This window comes from Streptomyces sp. V4I2 (assembly GCF_030817655.1).
GTDB lineage: Bacteria > Actinomycetota > Actinomycetes > Streptomycetales > Streptomycetaceae > Streptomyces > Streptomyces plumbiresistens.
The window spans coordinates 8,947,493-8,967,623 of sequence record NZ_JAUSZM010000003.1 but is presented as its reverse complement, the minus strand read 5'-3'; the positions used below and the strand labels follow the sequence as shown (position 1 = coordinate 8,967,623).

Sequence of the window (20,131 nt, the reverse complement as noted above, 5' to 3'; positions counted from 1 at the left end):
TGTTTCATATTCGGGATTCTAGCCCGAATATGAAACAGACGAAACGGTTACTCCCGTCCCCCGAACGCCGCCAGCGTCCGTTCCAGCGCCGGCAGGGCCCGCACCACCCGTTTCGACCGGATCAGCAGGTCCCACGCGGGCTCGAACTTCTTCCAGCCGCCGGAGTACGCGAGGTGCCGCATCCGCTCGTGCGGTCCCGGCTGGGCCGCCGACCCCCGCCAGATGTTGGACCAGCGGTAGAAGTCGCGGTACGCCCGCCAGTAGCCGTCCTCCAGCTGGCGGGGGGTCATGTTCCTGGGCTCGTAGACGACATGCCGGGTGTCGTAGAGGTCCCAGTCGCGGTGCACGATGCGGTTCTCGGACTCCAGCTGCTTCCACAGTCCGGTCGACGGGTACGGCGTCATGATGTGGAAGGTCGCCGTCTCGATGCCCTGCGTCACGGCCCACTCCACGGTGCGGTCGAAGACGTCGGGACCGTCCTGGTCGAGCCCGAAGACGAAGCTGGCGTTGACCATGACCCCGGTGTCGTGCAGCCGCCGTACCGCCGCCGCGTAGTCCGTGCCGATGTTCTGGTTCTTGCGGCGCTCGGCGAGGTTCGCGTCGTTGACGGTCTCGAAGCCCACGAACAGGCTGCGCAGCCCGGCCTCCACCGCACGCTCCAACAGGTCCGGTTTCAGCACGGAGTTGACCGTGCCGGCCGCCTGCCACAGCCGCCCCATTCCCTTCATGCCCTCGAAAAGGGCCTCCGCGAACCGTCTGTTGCCGAGCAGATGGTCGTCGAGGAAGTAGAGGTGGCGGCCGGGCAGGCGGTCGATCTCGGCGAGGGCGTCGTCGACGGCCTGGGTGTAGAAGGACTTGCCGCCCTCGAAGAAGGCGTCCTTGTAGCAGAAGTCGCAGTGGTGCGGGCAACCGCGCGACACCACGATCGAGTTGGGCACGAGATAGAGGTGACGCTTGATCAGGTCCCTTCTGATGGGCGGCAGTCCGGCCAGGGTGCGCAGCGTCGAGTCGTAGCGCCGGGCGGGCACGCCGTCGCGGAAGTCCTTCAGGAACAGCGGCCAGACGTCCTCACCGGGGCCGGTGAAGATCGTGTCGGCGTGAGCGGCCGCCTCGTCGGGGAGCGAGGTGACGTGCAGGCCGCCCATGGCGACGTGGACGCCCCGGGCGCGGAAGTGGTCGGCTATCTCGTAGCTGCGGCGGGCCGAGGTGATGTACGGCTGGACGACCAGCAGGTCGGGGGTGTCGAGGGCTTCGAGGTCGAGGCGCTCCACGTGTTCGTCGTGGAGCGTGACCTCGTCGTCGGGGTCCAGGTAGCCGGCCAGGGTGGCGAGGCCGAGCGGCGGGAACAGCGAGTACTTGATGGGCCGGAACAGCGGGCTCGTCGCCTCGGTCAGGGCCGGAAGGATCATCGTCACACGCATGACAATCCAGACAGCGTTCGACCCGTGGCCGGTTCCCTACCCCTGGGCGGCTTCGCCGAGCGCGTCGAGGACCGGCCGGATCAGCGGGTGCTCCTCGGCTCCCCGACGGACGGCCGCGAAGACCCGGCGGGTGGGCGCGACACCGTCGACGGGCCGTACGACCACACCGGCGAGGTCCATGCCGATGAGCGCCGAGCGCGGTACGAGCGCCACGCCCGCGTCGGCGGAGGCCAGGGCCACGACCGCGCGGAAGTCGTCCGAGGAGTGTTCGAGGCGGGGCTGGAAGCCAGCGCTCTCGCAGGCGAGGACGACCACGTCGTGACAGGGGTTGCCGGGGTAGGGGCCGATCCACGGGTCCTTGGCCAGGTCGGCGAGGGGCACCTCGTCGGCGTCGGCGAGGCGGTGGGTGACGGGGACCACCGCATCGAAGGGCTCGGCGTAGAGCGGTACGTGGGTCAGCCGGGGGTCGTCGGCGGGCGGCGCCCCGCGGTACTCGACGGCCACGGCGACGTCGACCTGCCGGTCGAGGACCATCGGCAGGCTGGCGTCGCCCTCGGCGTCCTGGACGCGGAGGTGGATGCCGGGCGCCGACTGGGCGAGGCGGGCCACCGCGGGCGCCACGACCAGGGCGATGCCGGTGGCGAAGGAGGCGACGGTGACGGTGCCGGCGGCGCCCGAGCCGTAGGCGGCGAGCTCCGCCTCGGCCCGCTCCAGCTGGGCGAGGACCACGTGGGTGTGGCTGAGCAGGATCTCGCCGGCCGGGGTCAGCCGTACGCCCTTGGCGCCGCGCTCGACCAGCCGGTGGCCGGTCTCCTGCTCCAGGGCGGTCAGCTGCTGCGAGACCGCCGAGGGCGTGAGGTACAGCGCGGCGGCAGCCGCGGTCACCGTGCGGTGGTCGGCCACCGCACGGAGGATGTGGAGCCGCCGCGCTTCGATCATGCGAACGATTATCGCAATATGTCCGGGCTGCTCAGCTCTCCAGCTCCGCGCGGGACGCGACGAACGCGTCGACCGCCCGGTTCACGTCCTCGGTCGAGTGTGCCGCGGACAGCTGCACGCGGATGCGTGCCTGCCCCTGCGGCACCACCGGATACGAGAAGCCGATCACGTACACCCCGCGCTCCAGGAGCAGTTCCGCAAGGCGTGCCGCCTTCGCCGCGTCGCCGATCATCACGGGTGCGATGGCGTGGTCGCCGGGCAGGACGTCGAAGCCCTCCTCGGTCATCCGGCGGCGGAACAGGGCGGTGTTCTCGGCCAGCCGGATCCGCAGGTGGTCCGCCGATTCGAGCAGGTCGAGCACCTTCAGGGAGGCGGCGGCGATCACCGGGGCGAGCGTGTTGGAGAAGAGGTACGGCCGGGAGCGCTGGCGGAGCAGGGCGACGATCTCGGCGCGGGCGGCGACGTAACCGCCCGAGGCACCGCCGAGCGCCTTGCCGAGGGTGCCGGTGATGATGTCGACGCGGTCCATGACGCCGTGCAGCTCGGGCGTGCCGCGGCCGCCGGGGCCGACGAAGCCGACCGCATGGGAGTCGTCGACCATGACCATGGCGTCGTGGCGGTCGGCGAGGTCGCAGATCTCGCGCAGCGGGGCCACATATCCGTCCATCGAGAAGACGCCGTCCGTGACGATCAGCTTGCGCCGGGCCCCCGCTTCGGTGGCCTCCTTCAACTGCCGTTCCAGATCGGCCAGATCACGGTTGGCGTAGCGGAATCGGCGAGCCTTGGACAGGCGGATGCCGTCGATGATGGAGGCGTGGTTCAACGCGTCGGAGATCACCGCGTCCTCGGGGCCCAGCAGCGTTTCGAACACACCGCCGTTGGCGTCGAAGCAGGAGGAGTACAGGATCGTGTCCTCCTGGCCGAGGAAGGCGGACAGCCGCGCCTCCAGCTCCTTGTGCACCTCCTGCGTGCCGCAGATGAAGCGCACGGAGGCCATGCCGTAGCCCCAGCGGTCCAGTGCCTCGTGGGCGGCGGCGATCACCTCGGGGTGGTCGGCGAGGCCGAGGTAGTTGTTGGCGCAGAAGTTGAGCACCTCGCCGGGGCGGCCGCCCCCGGTGACGTTCACGGTCGCGGACTGCGGGCTGCCGATCACGCGCTCGGGCTTGTGCAGACCGGCGGTGCGGATCTCGTCGAGGGTGGCGCGGAGGTCGTCGCGCACGGAGTCGAACATGGGGAAACTCCTAAGAATCCGGGAAGAAGCCGGGAAGAATCCGGGAGGAAGCCGGGAAGAATCCGGGTGACTTACGCGGTCCAGTCGAGGATGACCTTGCCGCCGCGGCCGCTCGCCGCGTCGGCGAACGCCGCCTCGAAGTCGCGGTATCCGTACCGTCCGGTGATCACGGGGGCGAGGTCGAGGCCGCCCTCCAGGAGCACCGACATCGCGTACCAGGTCTCGAACATCTCACGGCCGTAGATGCCCTTGATCGTGATCATGGAGGTGACGATCCGGGCCCAGTCGACCGGGAACTCCGCGGCCGGCAGACCGAGCATCGCGATCCGGCCGCCGTGCGTCATGTTGGCGATCATGTCGCGCATGGCCTCGGGGCGGCCGGACATCTCCAGCCCGATGTCGAAGCCCTCGCGCAGGCCGAGTTCGCGCTGCCCGTCGGCGATGGCCGACTCGGCGACATTGAGCGCGAGGCTCACACCGATCTTGCGGGCCAGCTCCAGCCGCTCCTCGCTGACGTCGGTGATCACGACGTTCCGCGCCCCGGCGTGCCGGGCGACGGCGGCGGCCATCAGTCCGATCGGCCCGGCACCGGTGATCAGGACGTCCTCGCCGAGCAGTGGGAAGGACAACGCGGTGTGCACGGCGTTGCCGAACGGGTCGAAGATCGCGGCCACATCGAGGTCGACGGGGACGCGGTGCACCCACACATTGGCGGCGGGCAGGGCGACGTACTCGGCGAACGCCCCGTCGCGACCGACGCCGAGCCCGACTGTGGCCCGGCACAGGTGCCGCCGTCCGGCGAGGCAGTTGCGGCACCTGCCGCACACCAGGTGGCCCTCACCGCTGACCCGGTCGCCCGCCTTGAGGTCGGTGACGTCACGGCCGGTCCCGACGACCTCGCCGACGAACTCGTGCCCGAGCACGAGCGGCGTGCTGACCGCCTGCCGCGCCCAGCCGTCCCAGGACCGGATGTGCAGATCGGTGCCGCAGATACCGGTGCGCAGCACCTTGATCAGTACGTCCCCGGGTCCGACCACGGGCTCGGGCACGTCCATGAGCCACAGTCCCGGCTCCGCCTTCTCCTTGACCAACGCCTTCAACGCTACGGCTCCTGTGCGTGGGTCCCCGGCACCGGGCATACCGAAGCGGCCCGGTCCGGGGAGAGGGGTGGAATCGCGTAGCAATCTGCCGTACGGCGGCTCCCCGGTCCATCGAGGATTTCTTAAGCGGCGCCACAGCTCCGCTTCACGCCCGCCGCCCCGCTCGAAGCAGCGGCCAGTTCCCCCATCCAACGGGGGCACCTCTCGTACGACACCTCACGCGCGCAGCGACTCGGTGGCCCCGAATCCGGCCGCCACCGCCGTCCGGCGCAGCCGTGTCCCGCACCGCACGGCCCTCGTGCGACACTCGGCCCCGGAACGGCGGCCCGCACCACCCGTGGGCGACAGCCCCGGGCGGACCGGGCCTGACGTCGCCGCCCCGAGTCGGCCGACACATAGGGAGCCACCCCATGACCACAGCGCGGGACCTGTTGATCGTCACCATGGACGTGGAGACGGACCGTCCCGTCGAGCAGGGCGATCTGTCACTCGCCCTCGCGGGCGCCGAACTCGTCGACCTCCTCGGAGCGAGCGCCCTCACCCTGGACGGCGACCGGATCGTGCCGGGTTCGCAACCGGCGACGGGCGACCGTCTGCTGGACGAGGCCGCGGCGTCGGTCGTCCGGCAGGAGCCGTACGAGTCGGCCGAGGAGTGGCTGTGGCGGCGGGGCCGTGGACTGTCCGCGGCCTATCTCGCCCAGTTGGAGACGGAAGGACTGATCAGCCGCGAACGCGGTCGCCTGCTTCCCGTCCGCACCGGCCGCAAGACGCTGGTCGATTCGCCGGACCGGCGCCGCGCCGAGGACCGCCGGGTGTCGGACGAACCCGTGCTCGCCGCCCTGACGGCCGCCCTCGGGATCCGCGACGAACCGGCCGAAGGCTTTCCCGAGCTCACCGACGAGGCGGTCGTGACCGTGCTGGCCACGGTCGGTGACGCGCTGACGGAACTGGACGGCGTGCGGCAGCGGCGGACCGTCGAGGACGCGGCCTTCGACAACATCTGGCGAGGACTGTGAGGCCGGACATCCCCCGGTGGAGAAGCCCGTCCCCCAGGAGCCCTAGGAGAGAAGCCCGTCGGCCTCCCGCCGCTCCAGCCGGCCCACCAGGTCCGCCGCCGTCCACTTGATGGCCTCCAGGCCGGCCTTCCCCCAGGCCCGCGGCTCGATGTCGGCCACGCACACAGTGCCCAGCACTATCCCCGTGGTGTCGATGAGGGGCGCCCCGAGATAGGAACGGATCCCGAACTCGTCAACGACCGGGTTGCCGGCGAACCGCGGATAGTCGCGCACGTCCTCCAGCACCAGCGCCTTGCGCCGGACGACGACATGGGGGCAGAAACCGTGGTCACGCTCCATGGAGCGGCCGATCTCCGGCTTCGCCTCTTCGTCGGTGTTCGCACGAGGTCGGACGTCCGGAACGCGCAGGCCCGCGAAGAACTGCCGGTGCTCGTCGATGAAGTTGACCATGGCGTACGCCGCTCCGGTGCGCTCTGCCAGATGATCCGCGAAGGCGTCGAGCGCGGGCTCCGGATGCTCTCCCAGCCCCAGTCGGCGCAGCCGTCGCACACGGGCGGGCGCCTCCTTGTCCTCGGGGGTGAGCAGCAGTCGACCGGCCGGGCGGGGCAGGTCGTAGCTCATGGGCGGGCTCCGTCGCTGTGGACGTACGTCATATGCGGCTCCGTTGCGGGGTGTGCGGGGGTCACATGTGGGCGCCGTGGCTCGGCGCGATGGCCGGGCTGTGGGCGATGAGGTGCCGTACGAGGGTGAGCAGGGTCTGCACCCCCGAGCTGGAGATCCGGGCGTCGCAGCGGACAACGGGGATCTGCGGGTCGAGATCGATGGCGGCTCGGACCTCCTCGGGGTCGTAGCGGTACGATCCGTCGAACTCGTTGATCGCGACGATGAACCCGAGGCCGCGCTGTTCGAAGAAGTCCACGGCGGCGAAGCAGTCCTCCAGGCGCCGGGTGTCGGCGAGGATGACCGCGCCGAGGGCGCCCTCGGAGAGCTCGTCCCACATGAACCAGAACCGCTCCTGTCCGGGGGTGCCGAACAGGTACAGGACGTGTTCCGGGTCGAGGGTGATGCGGCCGAAGTCCATGGCCACCGTCGTCTCGACCTTGTTCTCGATGCCGTCGAGGCTGTCGGTCGCGGCGCTGACCGTGGTGAGCAGTTCCTCCGTGCTCAGGGGCGCGATCTCGCTGACCGCGCCCACGAAGGTCGTCTTGCCTGCTCCGAACCCTCCCGCCACCAGGATCTTCAGTGCGGTGGGGAAGGGGTCAGAGCTGTCGTCGTAGTCCATCGAGCACTGCCTCCAGAAGGGCCCGGTCTGTCGGGTTGTGGGTGAACTCGGGGGGCTTGGTGGTCAGCGCCCCGCAGTCGACGAGGTCCGACAGCAGCACCTTGGTGACCACCGCCGGCAGCTTCAGATGGGCGGCGACCTCGGCGACCGAGACGGGCGCGCGGCACATGTCGAGCACCTGCGCGTGCTCGGGGCCGAGGTAGCCGAGGGGGGTGGCTCCGGTGGCCATCACATGCGACAGCAGGTCGAGCGCGATGGTGGGCCGGGTACGGCCGTTGCTGACCGTGAAGGGGCGCACCAGCCGTCCGGCCGCGTCGTCGAGCCAGGGCCCGTCGCCGGCCGCCGTCACGCTCAAGGCCTCAGCGCCGACGGTTCGACGGCGTGCTGCCGAGGAGCGGTCACCAGGTAGGGGCGGACGCTCTTGACCAGCATCGCCATCTCGTAGCCGAGCACCGCAGCGTCGGCCTCGCGGCCGGCCAGCACGGCGAGACAGGTGCCGGATCCCGCGGTGGTCACGAACAGCAGGGTCGCGTCGAGTTCGACGACGACCTGGCGGACGTCACCGCCGTCGCCGAAGCGGACGCCGGCGCTGCGGCCGAGGGAGTAGAGGCCGGAGGCCAGGGCGGCCATGTGGTCGGCGCTGTCGGGGTCGAGGCCATGGACCGACTTCACCAGCCCGTCGCAGGAGAGGAGAACCGCACTGGTGGTGTGCGGTACGCGCTGCACGAGGCCGCTCATCAGCCAGTCGAGATCGGATGCATGGCCGGTCGGCGCTTCGCTCGCCATGGTGGATCGACTCCTTGAGGTACGAAGGTCTGCGGGAGCGCTGGGGGGTGGGGTGAATGCGGGGATGGTCATCCGGCGGGTGCGCTCCCGTCGTGCCGGGTGGTGTGGTCGAGGTCGAGGCCGGGTGCGGACCCGGCGTCCCGCGGGCCACGTAGGCCGTGCGACCCGGGTCCGTGCGCAGGGCGCGCCTCGGTTATGTGGGACGGATCCATGGGCCGTACGTCCATGGAGGGCGGAGCGGCCATGTCGGTGACGTCCGTGTGGCCGAGGTCCAGGGGCGCGCGGGGCACCGCCCCCGTCCCGGGAAGCGGCACAGGCGTGTGGACGGGGTCCATGGGGGGCGGCTCCATGTGGGGCGACTCCATGTGGGTCCGCTCCATGCCGGTCCGCTCCATGCCGGTCCGCTCCATGTGCGCGGCCTCCATGTGCGCGGGCGTCGTGTGCGCGGGCTCCACGGTGGCCGAGCCCAAGCTGGTCGACCCCATGGGCGACGCCGTGGGCGGTGTGCTCGGGTCGCCGGACACCGCCTCCAGGTGCTGCTGGGCCTCGGCCAGGCCGATGCCCCGCTGGAAGGCCGCCATCAGGCCCGGGTCGTGTCCGGCCAGGTACTCCGATTCCTGGCGGGGCGCCGGCCCGTCGCGCAGTTGGGGCGCGATGTGCTCCTGCGCCCGGCGCCGGGGCAGTTGAGGCTTGCCCATGGTGCCGCGCACGGCGCCGTTGCGCGGGGTGGGCGGCGTGGCTGTGTGCTCCGCGACGAGGTGCCGGTGGTCGGGCCGGACGCCGGGTACGGCCTCCGCCGGGGTGGGCCGATCCTCGCGGGCCCCGCGCACGGGCAGCGGCGGCGCCGGTGCACCGCCGTTCTTCATGGGCGGCGCGGTCTCCCCTTGTCGGGGCCGCGGCGTCTCCCGTTGCTGAGGGCGCGGCGGGGCCGGCGGCGCGATCGGGGCGCCCGGCGTGATCCGGTGCCCTGCCTCGGGCGGCGCGGGCCGCTGATGCTGCTGCGGCCGCGGCACGGACGGCCCGGCCCCGCCCGCCGGGGCGTCCGGCGGGCGCGGTACGGCTCCAGGGGCGCCCGGTGTCGTGCCCAGCAGCGCCTGCGGCACCACGAGGACGGCCTGGACACCGCCGTAGATGTTGGTCTGCAGCCGGACGTGGATGCCGTGCCGCTTGGCGAGTTGCGAGACGACGAACAGCCCGATGCGGCCGTCGGCCAGCAGGCTGGCCACGTTGACCTGATCCGGGTCGGCGAGCAGGGCGTTCATCCGGCTCTGCTCGCCGACGGGCATGCCGAGCCCTCGGTCCTCGACCTCGACGGCGAGCCCCGAGGTGACGAGGTTGGCGCGCAGCAGCACCTGGGTGTGCGGGGCGGAGAACACCGTGGCGTTCTCGACGAGTTCGGCCAGCAGGTGGATCACGTCGGCGACGGCGTGACCGCGCAGCGTGCCGTCGATCGGCGGCACGAGTTTGACCCGCGAGTACTGCTCGACCTCGGCGATGGCCGAGCGCAGCACCTCGGTCATGGAGACCGGGTTGCTCCACTGACGGCGGGAGACGGCCCCGCCGAGCACGGCGAGGTTCTCGGCGTGGCGGCGGATGCGGGTGGCGAGGTGGTCGACGTGGAAGAGGCCCTTGAGGAGATCGGGGTCCTCGATCTCGTTCTCCAGCTCGTCCAGGATCGAGATCTCGCGGTGCACCAGCGACTGCAGGCGCCGGGCGAGGTTGAGGAAGACCTCGAGTTTCTGTTCGCTGCCCGCCTGGCTGGAGAGCTGCGCGGCCTGCACGACGGCGGTGACGGCGCCGTCGTGGGCCCGGGTGAGGTCGGTGGCAAGCAGCTCGAAGTCGTCGGCGTCCTCGGGCGGTCCGCTGCGCGGCTTGCGCTGCGGCGGTCCCTCACCCCGGCGCAAGGCCTCGACCAGCGCCCGCAGGTCGGCCTCGCCGCGCGCGCTGCTGCGCCGCAGGGCACCGATGCGCTCGCTCACCGAGTGGGCGGCGCGGTCGGCGGCCACGGCGGAGATCAGGATGCCCGCGCAGGTCACCGAGACGGCCCCGGCGAGCACGCACCACAGGGTCAGGCTGGGCCGGGCACCGGTGGAGCGGACGGTGAACAGGACGGCGGCGCAGGCGCTGAGGGCGACGGCGACGGGCGGCAGCACGGCAAGACGCAGCAACTGGGACCGTATGTGGATGTCGGGCACCACGGGAACGGCTCGGGCGGCCGGCCGGCCGTGCCGCCCGCCCTCACGGCGGTCTGCGCGGGCGGCCGGGGCGCGGAGGTGAGACATCGGTGTCCTCGTCGTACTGGTCCGTCGGGCCTGATTGCCCTGCTGCTGCACATGTCGGGGGCGTACGCGGGCACGCGCATGCGGGTGTCGATCGACAGAACCGAACGTTCCAGCCCTGCGTCGCCCGACGGACACTGACAGTAGTCGGCAACGCATCATGTGCGGTGGGCAGTTGACAAACTCCCACGGACAGCATCCCGCTCTGGTATGAGGCCTCGTACGACAGACCGATAACCACCTCCTCGGCCCGTCCTCATCAAGACCAGAGTCGATCGACACTGGTCAGGGCCGGTCACAAACGGACTGCGGGGTCGAGGTGTCCCTCCCCTCGACCGAAGCCGCGTGCGTCGACCGACGGTCTCCCTCGATCCGGGAATCGACCGAGCAGGGCCGCGTGAGCACCCCCAGGAGCTTCACGCTCCGTAGCGAATGAGCCGTCCGCGAGGCACTTCTCGTCGTGGATGTGCCCAGACGCAATTGTGGGCGAACGCGCCACTTCGCGACCGGGCAGGCACGGAATGTCGATCACCTCGCGTCCGGCGAAGTCGCCTGCCCCTGCCCTCGGTTGACCGCACACCGAAGCCGGACCTGCCAACAGGCCACTGGTACCGCTGTGTTCGCTCCCTCCCGCGAACCCTGGAACGACGGCAGCGGTGTCACCTTCGCCGATGAGCACGCGCCCCGCAGGTGGCCCAGTCGCCGGTGGGCACGGCGCAGCCGCCGCGTCTCCACGCGACTCGGCAACCTGCACTGTGCAGACCAGCCGCCCGTCCCGAAGGGCCCGGGCCCCGTACGGGAGGGCCCCGCCTCACGCGCCGGCTCGCCCTGCACCGGGCCCTGCTCAGCCCCTGCGCAGACCGGCCACCCACTCCAAGGGGACCCAGGCCCCCGTGGCGAACGGCCCCGCCTCACGCGCCGGCTCGCCCTTCACCCGGCCTGCTCAGCCCCTGGGCCGAGTAGGCCGCGATGTCATCCAGTGACCAGGCCCCGCCCATCCCGACCAACCGGGCCTACCCGCCCTCGGCGGGCAAGCCGCAGCAGCCATATGTCGGCGCGAGCCGCCCGCGGCTGTCCCGCCCCCGCCCCTCAGCCCGCCGGAACAGCCTCCGGCTCACCGCTCCCGTCACCCGTGCCCTCCGGCACTTCACCGGTCGTACCGGCCTGCTCCCGGGCGGCCGAGTCGGCCGAGGTCTTGATCGCCGCCTCGGTCAGCACGTCGGCTGCGGGCCAGCCGCCCGCTGGTTGGGTGGCCACACTCCGCCACCACGGCTCGGTCGGCACGGTCTCGGCCGTGGGCTCGAAGGGCTCGCCGGGCCGGGGCAGGGCGATCGGGGCCTGCACCCCGCGGGCGGACGCGACGGTGCCCTCGCCGGGATCGGCCCACGCGTGCATGGCGAGGTTGAAGGTGGCCCAGTGGATCGGAAGGAACACGCCGTGCGGCCGGCCGCCCTGGAGGTCGAGGTGGGCGCGCATCCCCTCCTCGGGGGTCATGTGGATGTCCGGCCAGTACTCGCTGTACGCGCCGATCTGGATCATCGTGGCGTCGAAGGGGCCGTGCTCGGCGCCGATGTCCCGGAAGCCGTCGAAGTACCCGGTGTCGCCGCTGTGGTAGATCCGGTGCTCGTCGCCGGCGACGACCCAGGAGGCCCACAGCGTGTGCTGGGTGTTGCGCAGACCGCGGCCGCAGAAGTGGCGGGCCGGGGTGGCCGTCAGGGTGAGGCCGCCGACCTTCGTCGCCTCGTTCCAGTCCAGTTCACGCAGCCGGTCGGCGGACACCCCCCAGTGCTCCAGGTGGGCACCGACCCCCAGCGGCACGGCGAAGAGCGTGTCGGTGCCGGCCAGTGCCTTGATCGTGGGCATGTCGAGGTGGTCGTAGTGGTCGTGGGAGATCACGACCACGTCGACCGGGCCGAGCGCGGCCAGCGGCAGGGGCACGGGGTGCAGTCGCTTGGGGCCGGCGAAGGGGAACGGGGAGCAGCGCTCGCCCCAGACGGGATCGAAGAGCACCCGCTGCCCGTCGATCTCCGCGAGCACGCTGGAGTGCCCCATCCACGTCAGCCGCAGCCCCGTGGCCGGGGGCCTGGCGATGTCGGCGAGCGTGGTGGCGTGCACCGGCACGGTGCCCTTCGGGGCGCGGCGGGGGCGCTCGTCCTTGTCGAAGTAGCCCTTCGCGAGCTCCACCGGCGAAGCGGAGGGCCGGGTGCTTGCGGTGCCTCCGGGATTCTGGAAGACCCCGTCCTTGAAGTGGGGCGATCTGCGGATGCGCGCCAGGCGCTCACCGCTCGGGTCCGCACCGAAGGCCGCGGGCCGCAGCGCGCGAAGCCCGGAGCTCGGGGAACGGAAACCGGTCACGGTGTACCTCCAAGGTGGAGTCGGTGAGGCCTTCCATTATGGGCACCCCCTCTGACAGCCGGATTACCACCACCGGTCCATTGTGTGCGTTGACAGGACACGGCCATCCTTCGGATACTGACTCACCGTTCAGTTGAGGAGACCGCATGACCGCCCCGCTGATGTCGCTCACCTGGACCGACCACCTCACCGGCCGCCAGGGCTTCCTGGTCGTCGACCGGCTGGTGCGCGGCGTCTCCAGCGGCGGGCTGCGCATGCGCGCGGGCTGCACCCTGGACGAAGTCACCGGACTCGCCCGCGGCATGACGATGAAGGAGGCCCTGCACTACAACCCCGAGGGCCGCTACATCCCCCTCGGCGGCGCCAAGGGCGGCATCGACTGCGATCCCCGGGAGCCGGGTGCGTACGACCTGCTGGTCCGCTATCTGCGAGCCATGCGACCGTACGTCGAGAGCCTGTGGACCACCGGCGAGGATCTCGGCCTCACCCAGGACCTGGTGGACCGGGCGGCCTCGGAGGCGGGGCTCGTCTCCTCCGTCCAGGCGGTGTATCCGCTGCTCGACGACGAGGCCGCGGCCCGGCGGCGGCTCGCGGACGCCTTCGCGGTCGAGGTGGACGGCATCGGCCTCGACGAACTGGTCGGCGGCTGCGGGGTGGCGGAGTCGGTGCTCACGGCCCTGGACCGGGCCGGGGTGGCGTATGCGGGAACGCGGGTCGCGGTGCAGGGCCTGGGCACCATGGGCGGGGCCAGCGCGCGCTTCCTCACGCGCGCGGGGCTCACGGTCGTGGCCGTCGCCGACATCAAGGGAACCATCGCCAATCCGGCGGGCCTCGACGTCGAGGCCCTGCTCGCGGCGCGGGACGCCTACGGCACGGTGGACCGGTCCGTCCTGCGCCCCGGCGACCGTGAACTGCCGGGCGACGCCTGGCTGTGCGCCGGCGCGCAGGTGCTGGTGCCCGCGGCGGTCTCGTACGCGATCGACACCACCAACCAGGAGCTGGTCACGGCCCGCTGGATCGTCGAGGCGGCCAATATGCCCGTCCTCCCTGAGGCGGAGGAACTGCTGTCCGCGCGCGGGGTGACCGTTCTGCCGGACGTGGTCGTCAACTCAGGAACGAACGCCTGGTGGTGGTGGACGCTCTTCGGTGACATCGACGCCGACGCGGCCTCGGCGTTCGCCCACACACGCCGCTCGATGCGTGCCCTGGTCGAGCAGATGCTGGCCCGTGCGGAGCGGGACGGCACGACCCCGCGGGCGGCCGCGCACGCCATCGTCGCGGACCGGCTGCCGGTGATCGCCGAGCGGTTCGGCTGGTACCGGTAGCGAGGTGCCCGCCCCTCGGCGCGAACGGTCGTTTCAGGTGCGCTACCAGGTCGCGGGCGGTTCGGCCGGTAAACGACCTCTCTCCGGCAGCGCACAGAGCCACGGATTAGGGTGACGGCGTGGCGAGAGTGCGGTTGAGCGTGGCCGAGCGGCGCGAGGAGCTGCTGCGGGCCGCCATCGAGCAGATCGAGGCGCGGGGCGTGGCGGCGGTCAGGATCGCCGACGTGGCCTCGGTCCTCGGTGTGAGCAACGCGCTGGTGCTGTATCACTTCTCCACGAAGGAGAAGCTGGTCGCCGCCGCTTTCACGTACGCGGCCGAGGACGACCTCGCCCATCTGTCCAAACTGCTCGCCCGCCGCACCACCGCACTGCGCCGGCTGCGGGCGGCCGTGCGCTGGTACGCCCCGACGGGCCAGGCCAAGGGCTGGCGGCTGTGGATCGAGGGCTGGGCGGCCGCGCTGCGCGAGCCCGCGCTCCAGGAGGTCACCCGCGACCTCGACCGCCGGTGGAAGGCGGCCCTCGCCGAGGTGATCGCCGAGGGTGTGGCCGCGGGCGAGTTCCCCTGCCCGGACCCGAGCGGCACGGCCCTGCGCCTCACGGCCCTGCTGGACGGGCTCGCCGTACAGCTCACGTCGTACCCGGGCGCGGTGTCGCGGTCCCGGGCGCAGGAGTGGGTGGACGAGGCGCTGGCCCGGGAACTGGGGCTGACGCGGGAGGCGTTGACCACGTAGGGGCGCCGAGCCCCCTGCCCCGCACGAGCCCACCGCGGGCCACAAGGCGAGTGCCCGGTGCGTGCCGCCCGTAGGCCGGCCCGCACCGGGCACCCAAACCCCCGCGCCTCCGCAGATCTTCCGCAGACCTTCAAGCCACCGAAGCGATCCGCGTCTTGATGTCGACCGGCGACAGCGTGCCCTTGGCGGTCACGTGGTCGCCCGACGACTCCCCGCGCAGCCGGCGGCCGATCCACGGCACCAGGTACTCGCGCGCCCAGTGCACGTCGTCCCGCCGGACCTCCAGCGTGCCGCGCGGCGGCAGCGGCGGCCAGGGCTGCTCCGGGTCGGCCGGGATCTCCAGTCCGAGGACCTGGCCCGCACGCAGCGCCACGCGCGTGTGCCCGTCCGCCGACAGGTGGAGCCGGTCGCCGTCCCAGGCCCGCCGGTCCTGAATGCTCTTCAGGGACCACAGGTCGAGCACCGGACAGCCGTGGCGGTCGGCGATGGCCCGCACGTGTCCGTTGTAGGTGGCGATCTTGCCGCGCAGACGCTTGAGCACGGGCACGCCACGGGTGTCGAATCCGGTCGTCACCATCACCGTGCCGGCGACTGCGGTGAGCCGCACCACCGCCTGCTCGAAACGCTCGGCGACCTCGTCGGGGTCGGTGCCGGGCCGCAGGATGTCATTGCCGCCGGCGCAGAAGGAGACCAGGTCGGGGGCGAGTTCGAGAGCCTGCGGAAGCTGGTCCTCCACGACCTGGTCGAGAAGTTTCCCGCGCACGGCGAGGTTGGTGTAGTCGAAGTCGCCCTCGGGCCGCCGGTCCGCGAGCAGTACCGCGAACCGGTCGGCCCAGCCGACGAGCGACCCGTCGGGACCGGGGTCGCCGACGCCCTCGGTGAAGCTGTCCCCCACCGCCACGTACGACCCGATCACTGATCTGATGTCATTCTTCGAATCGTCTGCCACGTCGGCCCATGATTCCCCTTCGGATGTGAGCTACGCGACCGTAGGAAAGGGTTGACGTGCGGTGAGATAAGCCACTCTTCAAGGATTGGTCAAACCAGGAATAGCCCTCTTCTCAGCGCTGTTGAGGCGGCAACTGCCACACCCGGAATCCACTGATCCGGAAATGGCTCCAAGTGGTCCGGAAGCCGAAGTGCCCGCTCGTATACGGCTGAGGATCGCTGTAGTCGAAGACGAGCCGCCCGTTGTCCCACCACCGGACTCCCGAGCCGTCGGAGACGATCCGGACCCGGTTCGGTTCGTTCGCCACGAGCAGCGGCTCGGTGTAGTCGTACACCAGCGGCCGGACGCCCGCCTCACCGACGTAACGGCGCAGCCTGGTCGTCGTGTTGGTGTTGGCGCCGTAGCCGACGTAGTACGTCTTGAGGTGGTCGTACTCCGCCAGCGCCCCGCTCCGCCGGGTGGCGAAGAGGTCGTCGGGGGAACGGACGTCGACGGCGTTCCAGAAGTTGTTGAGGTCGGAGACCCGGTCGTTGACCCCGCCCGCCGACACCGGCGTGGCGGTGTACTCCAGGACGTACGGCCCTTCGAGCCGCTTCTTGAACCAGACCGTCGCGCCGGCGGGCACGTCGACCTCCAGGGTCCCGCGGGAGGCGGTGACAGTGCCGCCCTTCTCGAGTTCCACCGCCCACTGGCCGAGCCCGTGACGGAAGTCGTCGTGGGCGATCAGCCGGCGGTGGCGGGGCGTGGCGCTCGCGTCGGTCGCGGGGGCGAGGGCGGCCAGGGCGGCGCCTGCGGCCAGGGCTCCGAATGCTCTACGCGTGCTCGTCACGGGAGACGGCTCCTTCCGGGAGGGCGATCGAGGCTGTTGCGTCCCCACTCTCCCGCCCCTGGCGACGCCCTGGGCACGCTTGCCACAAAACCGCAATGAAGCGATCACCATGAACGAGCACAGATCGACACACCGAAGGCCGGACCCGGGGATCGGGATCCGGCCTTCGGCAGCGTGTCGGACAAGCAGTCGGGGAATCAGCCGACGGAGACGCCCTTCGTGCGGAGGTAGGCGACCGGGTCCACGTCCGAGCCGTAGTCCGGCGAGGTGCGGATCTCGAAGTGCAGGTGCGGACCGGTCACGTTGCCGGTCGCGCCCGAGAGACCGACCTGCTGGCCGGCCGTCACGGACTGGCCGTTCGAGACGGAGAGCGAGGACAGGTGGGCGTACTGCGCGTAGTAGCCGTCGGCGAGCTTGACGACGACCTGGTTGCCGTACGCCCCGCCCCAGCCCGCGGAGACGACGGTGCCCGCGCCCACAGCCTTGAGAGAGGTGCCGGTGGGGACGCTGAAGTCGACGCCGGTGTGGTAGCCGCTGGACCACATGCTGCCCGCCGTGCGGTAGGCGGTCCCGACGGCGGCACCGCTCACCGGGGCGGTGAAGCCACTGGCGGTGTCGGCGCTCTGGGGGGCCGCCTCGGTCTTCGAGGAGGAGGACCCGGAGGAGGACGACTTCGACGATACGGACGAATCCGACGAAGAAGACGACTTGGATGAAGACGATGAAGGAGACGAAGAGGACGAAGAGCCCGAGGGTGACGAGGACTTGGGCGTGCTCGTCGTGGCCTTCTTGCCGATCGAGAGCTTGAGACCGGGGTGGATCAGCGACGGGTCGGCGCCGACGGCCTCGCGGTTGTCGGAGTAGAGCTTCTTCCAGCCACCGCTGACATTCTGCTCGTCCGCGATCTTCGCGAGATAGTCACCGGCCCGCACGGAGTAGGTCTTCGCGCCCGAGGCTTTCACGGAGGCCGTCTTTTCGGCCGTCGCCTTTTCGGCCACGTTCTTCACGGTGGCCGGAACGGACGACTGAACGGCCTTTTCCGAGACGGACTGCGGGGTGGCGGCGTTGGCGCCGGTGGCCCCGAGAAGCGGAAGAGCAAGTGCGGCGCCGCCGGTTCCGGCGACGGCGATGGATCGGGTGAAGCGCTGGGTCTTCGGTCGGCGGTGCTTACCCTTGGCGGGCATGGCGAATTCCTCTCCGGCGCCTGCGAGGTGAGCTGTCGGGTGCGGACTGGAGATGCCCGGCCGTACCGAAGTACGGCTTAACCCCTAGCCGTTCCGGAGACCGGAACAGGCGGTTCTACCTGTGGGTCCCCCGCTCCTGCCATGGACGGGTGATTGGTGTGCGGGCTCCGGGCGGCGGCAGGATTGGGCGTCCGTCCGGATCGGTGGTGAACGTAAGCGACCAAGACGCAAAGGGACAAGTAAGTGGTTGCCCGTGAATGTGTTTCTGTTTGGTACCTGAGGGAATTCCCGGTCACCCTCCGTGCTTTCAGGAGGCTCTCTTTGACCAAACACCCTTGAAAACCGCATTGATTACGTGAGCATGACGGGCGACGCACGGTCACGAATATGACGCTCCTCACGTGGCACACGCACAGGCCCCTTTGTTCCAGACGGAGTTGGAACGAAGGGGCCAATTCAGACAGAAGCCCTAGATGCGACGCAGTCGGATAACCGACGCATCGAGGTCACCGCGCAGCCCCGTCCGCAGTCCGTGATGCAGCAGTACGGCACCTCGATGAACTTCGCCCGTTTCGAGGCATTCGTACGCTGCTGTCGGGTCGAGGCCGCGCAGCCGCAGCACCGGCACCGGCTCGCCGTGATGTTGCGCCTGGAGCCAGGCGAGGACGACGGCCTCGCCACCGAGCACGTACTGCACCGCACTCAGTCCGCCCTCCGGGGGCCGCAGCCGGTAGAGGTCGCCGCGCTGCACGAGGGGCCGGATCTCCTTGTAGCGATCCACCCAGTCGCGGGCCTCGGCCAGCTCCTCCTCGGTCCACTCGGCGAGGTCGCCCCCGACGCCGAGCACCCCGGCCATCGCGCTCACGAAGCGGAACCGCAGGGAGCTTGCCCGGCCGTTGAGCTGGGTGTTGGGGCTGTCGGTGACCCAGGCGGCCATGACCCGGGCGGGGTGGATCTGGCTGAAACCGTGCTGGATGGCGAGCCGGTCGAGCGGGTCGGTGTTGTCCGAGGTCCACACCTGGTCCGTACGGCTCATCACGCCGAGGTCGATCCGGCCGCCGCCGCCCGAGCAGGACTCGAAGGCGACGCCCGGGTGTGCCGCCCGCAGCCGGTCCAACAGGCGGTACAGGGCGTGCACGTGGTCGACCCACAGGCGCTGCGGGTCGGCCTCCCCGGGCCAGCCCGCGTCGGTGAAGCAGCGGTTGAAGTCCCACTTCACGTAGTCGATCGGGGCGCTGGAGAGGAGTTCGTGGAGCTGCCCCCAGAGGTACTCCTGGACGTCCTCGCGAGCGAGGTTCAGTACGAGTTGATTGCGCAGTTCCGTCCGCTTTCGCCCCGTCTGGTGCTGGACCCAGTCCGGATGGGCCCGGTACAGCTCGCTGTCCGCGTTGACCATCTCCGGTTCCACCCAGATCCCGAACTTCATACCGAGGGCGTGGACGTAGTCACCGAGCGGCTTGAGGCCGCCGGGGAAGCGGTCCGGGTTGGGCTTCCAGTCGCCGAGCCCGGCGCGGTCGCTGGTGCGGGCCCCGAACCAGCCGTCGTCCACGACGAACAGCTCGACGCCGATCGCCGCGGCCCGCCGCGCGAGCACCCCCTGCTGCTCCTCGGAGATGTCGAACTCCGTGGCCTCCCAGGAGTTGAACAGCACCGGCCGGTCCTGGTCCGCGTCCGGGATGACGTACGCGCGCTGGTAGGCGTGCCAGGCGCGGCTCGCCCCGCCGAAGCCGCCGTCGCTCCACAGGCCGGCGAAGACGGGCGTCGTGAAGGACTCCCCCGCCGCCAGCCGCAGCAGCCCGGAGTCGTCGTACCCGGCCCCGCCGGTGATCTGCACACGCGCGTCCGGGAGTTGGGCCACGGCGATGCGCCAGGACCCGGACCAGCCGAGGGCGCAGCCGAAGACCTCGCCGCGCTCCTCGGTCGCGTCCGTGTCGAGGGCGACCCAGGGCAGGTGCTGGTGCCCGGTGTGGCCGCGGCGGCTGCCGATGACCTTCTCACCGTAGGTGAGGGAAGAGCGCACGAGCCGGGACTCCGCGGCCCAGCGGCCGTGCAGCTGGGACAGCCGCCAGCCGTCACGGTCGGGCAGGGTCCAGGTGGCGGAGTCGGCGCGCAGGAGTTCCACGGCGGCGGGCCCGTCGTTGTCCAGGGTCACCCACCGTTCGAGGACGTCGCCCCGCATCCGGTAGTGCAGCGTGATCGCCAGCCCGCCGTCGCGGAACCGCAGCCGCAGCTCGTCGTCCTCGGTCTCGTGCGCCTCGAAGCTCCACTCGGTGCCGCGCCCCTCCGACGTGCGCACCGACAGGGCGGGCCGGACGAAGCGGGCGCCGCCCTCGACGGGGTACTCCTCGCGGCCGTCGAGCGGGGACTCGAAGGGCCAGTAGTCGGGCAGCGGGCGTACGGCGAGGGCCTCGGCGTCGACGAGGGCGATGCGCGGCCCCCAGTGGAGGTGCAGGAGCTCGTCGTCGGCGGTGAGGTGAAGGGCGTAACTGCTGGTCGGTCCGGACAGAAGCCACGTGCGGCCGTTCTCGGCGATCTCCGGCATGCGTCCCTCACGGATTCGAACAAGCGCGAACAGGTCCACTCAAGCACCAACATCATCAAGGGCGGTGAGCCCTCGGTGCAACGCCTGTGGACAACTCGTTGCCCCAGGAACGCATGTCGTATCGTCGAGGGCGTGCCCGTCGTCGAGCCGCGGCGGCGGGAC

General features: G+C 71.1%; 17 protein-coding genes and 1 riboswitch. Of the genes, 3 read left to right on the top strand and 14 right to left on the bottom strand.

The features are described 5' to 3' along the window. Nucleotides 1–47 precede the first annotated feature (47 nt). The 4 genes from QFZ76_RS41935 to tdh all read right to left on the bottom strand — a co-directional run bounded on the left by QFZ76_RS41935 (nucleotide 48) and on the right by tdh (nucleotide 4,691). Entirely contained in the window at nucleotides 48–1,409 is a 1,362-nt protein-coding gene (locus QFZ76_RS41935) for a radical SAM protein (protein WP_307680288.1), read from the bottom strand. Between the two features lie 48 nt (nucleotides 1,410–1,457). Continuing rightward, nucleotides 1,458–2,360 (bottom strand): LysR family transcriptional regulator, encoded by a 903-nt coding sequence (locus QFZ76_RS41930; RefSeq protein WP_307678576.1) that lies wholly within the window; start codon nucleotides 2,358–2,360, stop codon nucleotides 1,458–1,460. A gap of 31 nt (nucleotides 2,361–2,391) precedes the next feature. Further along, complete coding sequence (locus tag QFZ76_RS41925; RefSeq protein WP_307678575.1) at nucleotides 2,392–3,591, bottom strand: glycine C-acetyltransferase; 1,200 nt, start codon at nucleotides 3,589–3,591, stop codon at nucleotides 2,392–2,394. A gap of 71 nt (nucleotides 3,592–3,662) precedes the next feature. Further along, nucleotides 3,663–4,691, bottom strand: a complete 1,029-nt coding sequence (gene tdh, locus QFZ76_RS41920; protein WP_307678574.1) for an L-threonine 3-dehydrogenase — start codon at nucleotides 4,689–4,691, stop codon at nucleotides 3,663–3,665. A 410-nt stretch (nucleotides 4,692–5,101) separates the two neighbouring features. On the opposite strand from tdh, the gene QFZ76_RS41915 reads away from it, so the two are divergent. Next, on the top strand, nucleotides 5,102–5,707 hold the full coding sequence (locus QFZ76_RS41915) for a GPP34 family phosphoprotein (protein WP_307678573.1): 606 nt from the start codon (nucleotides 5,102–5,104) through the stop codon (nucleotides 5,705–5,707). 42 nt (nucleotides 5,708–5,749) lie between these two features. On the opposite strand, the gene QFZ76_RS41910 is transcribed toward QFZ76_RS41915, so the two are convergent. From QFZ76_RS41910 to QFZ76_RS41885, 6 genes are all read right to left on the bottom strand, one after another. Continuing rightward, on the bottom strand, nucleotides 5,750–6,328 hold the full coding sequence (locus tag QFZ76_RS41910; RefSeq protein ID WP_307678572.1) for a GAF domain-containing protein: 579 nt from the start codon (nucleotides 6,326–6,328) through the stop codon (nucleotides 5,750–5,752). Nucleotides 6,329–6,389: 61 nt separating this feature from the next. Next, entirely contained in the window at nucleotides 6,390–6,989 is a 600-nt protein-coding gene (locus tag QFZ76_RS41905; protein WP_307678571.1) for an ATP/GTP-binding protein, read from the bottom strand. Next, entirely contained in the window at nucleotides 6,967–7,338 is a 372-nt protein-coding gene (locus QFZ76_RS41900) for a DUF742 domain-containing protein (RefSeq protein WP_053755441.1), read from the bottom strand. The genes QFZ76_RS41905 and QFZ76_RS41900 overlap by 23 nt, the downstream gene beginning before the upstream one ends. A 2-nt stretch (nucleotides 7,339–7,340) precedes the next feature. Further along, nucleotides 7,341–7,775, bottom strand: coding sequence for a roadblock/LC7 domain-containing protein (locus tag QFZ76_RS41895; protein ID WP_266450442.1), 435 nt, complete (start codon nucleotides 7,773–7,775; stop codon nucleotides 7,341–7,343). A gap of 68 nt (nucleotides 7,776–7,843) precedes the next feature. Then, on the bottom strand, nucleotides 7,844–10,057 hold the full coding sequence (locus tag QFZ76_RS41890; RefSeq protein ID WP_307678570.1) for a sensor histidine kinase KdpD: 2,214 nt from the start codon (nucleotides 10,055–10,057) through the stop codon (nucleotides 7,844–7,846). 1,086 nt (nucleotides 10,058–11,143) lie between these two features. Beyond that, nucleotides 11,144–12,409 carry an MBL fold metallo-hydrolase gene (locus QFZ76_RS41885; protein ID WP_307678569.1) on the bottom strand — a complete coding sequence of 422 codons (1,266 nt, stop codon included), beginning with the start codon at nucleotides 12,407–12,409 and terminating at the stop codon, nucleotides 11,144–11,146. A gap of 146 nt (nucleotides 12,410–12,555) precedes the next feature. On the opposite strand from QFZ76_RS41885, the gene QFZ76_RS41880 reads away from it, so the two are divergent. Both QFZ76_RS41880 and QFZ76_RS41875 read left to right on the top strand, forming a co-directional pair. Next, nucleotides 12,556–13,734, top strand: coding sequence for a glutamate dehydrogenase (locus QFZ76_RS41880; RefSeq protein ID WP_307678568.1), 1,179 nt, complete (start codon nucleotides 12,556–12,558; stop codon nucleotides 13,732–13,734). A 119-nt stretch (nucleotides 13,735–13,853) separates the two neighbouring features. Then, nucleotides 13,854–14,465, top strand: a complete 612-nt coding sequence (locus QFZ76_RS41875) for a TetR/AcrR family transcriptional regulator (protein ID WP_307678567.1) — start codon at nucleotides 13,854–13,856, stop codon at nucleotides 14,463–14,465. A 130-nt stretch (nucleotides 14,466–14,595) separates the two neighbouring features. Here QFZ76_RS41875 and QFZ76_RS41870 read toward each other — a convergent pair whose 3' ends face one another. From QFZ76_RS41870 to QFZ76_RS41855, 4 genes are all read right to left on the bottom strand, one after another. Next, nucleotides 14,596–15,381: an SGNH/GDSL hydrolase family protein gene (locus QFZ76_RS41870; RefSeq protein WP_307680287.1), complete on the bottom strand. Its 786-nt coding sequence runs from the start codon at nucleotides 15,379–15,381 to the stop codon at nucleotides 14,596–14,598. A 145-nt stretch (nucleotides 15,382–15,526) separates the two neighbouring features. Next, complete coding sequence (locus QFZ76_RS41865) at nucleotides 15,527–16,243, bottom strand: DUF6250 domain-containing protein (protein ID WP_307678566.1); 717 nt, start codon at nucleotides 16,241–16,243, stop codon at nucleotides 15,527–15,529. A gap of 197 nt (nucleotides 16,244–16,440) precedes the next feature. After that, nucleotides 16,441–17,427: a LysM peptidoglycan-binding domain-containing M23 family metallopeptidase gene (locus tag QFZ76_RS41860; RefSeq protein WP_307678565.1), complete on the bottom strand. Its 987-nt coding sequence runs from the start codon at nucleotides 17,425–17,427 to the stop codon at nucleotides 16,441–16,443. Nucleotides 17,428–17,431: 4 nt separating this feature from the next. Then, a riboswitch (cyclic di-AMP (ydaO/yuaA leader) is annotated at nucleotides 17,432–17,589 on the bottom strand. A 307-nt stretch (nucleotides 17,590–17,896) separates the two neighbouring features. Beyond that, entirely contained in the window at nucleotides 17,897–19,969 is a 2,073-nt protein-coding gene (locus tag QFZ76_RS41855) for an alpha-galactosidase (RefSeq protein WP_307678564.1), read from the bottom strand. Nucleotides 19,970–20,131 lie beyond the last annotated feature (162 nt).

Bases quoted from the DNA above. Each gene is read 5' to 3' on its own strand.
- QFZ76_RS41935 (WP_307680288.1), bottom strand. From the start codon at position 1,409: ATGATCCTTCCGGCCCTGACCGAGGCGACGAGCCCGCTGTTCCGGCCC.
- QFZ76_RS41930 (WP_307678576.1), bottom strand. From the start codon at position 2,360: ATGATCGAAGCGCGGCGGCTCCACATCCTCCGTGCGGTGGCCGACCAC.
- QFZ76_RS41925 (WP_307678575.1), bottom strand. From the start codon at position 3,591: ATGTTCGACTCCGTGCGCGACGACCTCCGCGCCACCCTCGACGAGATC.
- QFZ76_RS41915 (WP_307678573.1), top strand. From the start codon at position 5,102: ATGACCACAGCGCGGGACCTGTTGATCGTCACCATGGACGTGGAGACG.
- QFZ76_RS41910 (WP_307678572.1), bottom strand. From the start codon at position 6,328: ATGAGCTACGACCTGCCCCGCCCGGCCGGTCGACTGCTGCTCACCCCC.
- QFZ76_RS41905 (WP_307678571.1), bottom strand. From the start codon at position 6,989: ATGGACTACGACGACAGCTCTGACCCCTTCCCCACCGCACTGAAGATC.
- QFZ76_RS41895 (WP_266450442.1), bottom strand. From the start codon at position 7,775: ATGGCGAGCGAAGCGCCGACCGGCCATGCATCCGATCTCGACTGGCTG.
- QFZ76_RS41890 (WP_307678570.1), bottom strand. From the start codon at position 10,057: ATGTCTCACCTCCGCGCCCCGGCCGCCCGCGCAGACCGCCGTGAGGGC.
- QFZ76_RS41880 (WP_307678568.1), top strand. From the start codon at position 12,556: ATGACCGCCCCGCTGATGTCGCTCACCTGGACCGACCACCTCACCGGC.
- QFZ76_RS41860 (WP_307678565.1), bottom strand. From the start codon at position 17,427: ATGCCCGCCAAGGGTAAGCACCGCCGACCGAAGACCCAGCGCTTCACC.
- QFZ76_RS41855 (WP_307678564.1), bottom strand. From the start codon at position 19,969: ATGCCGGAGATCGCCGAGAACGGCCGCACGTGGCTTCTGTCCGGACCG.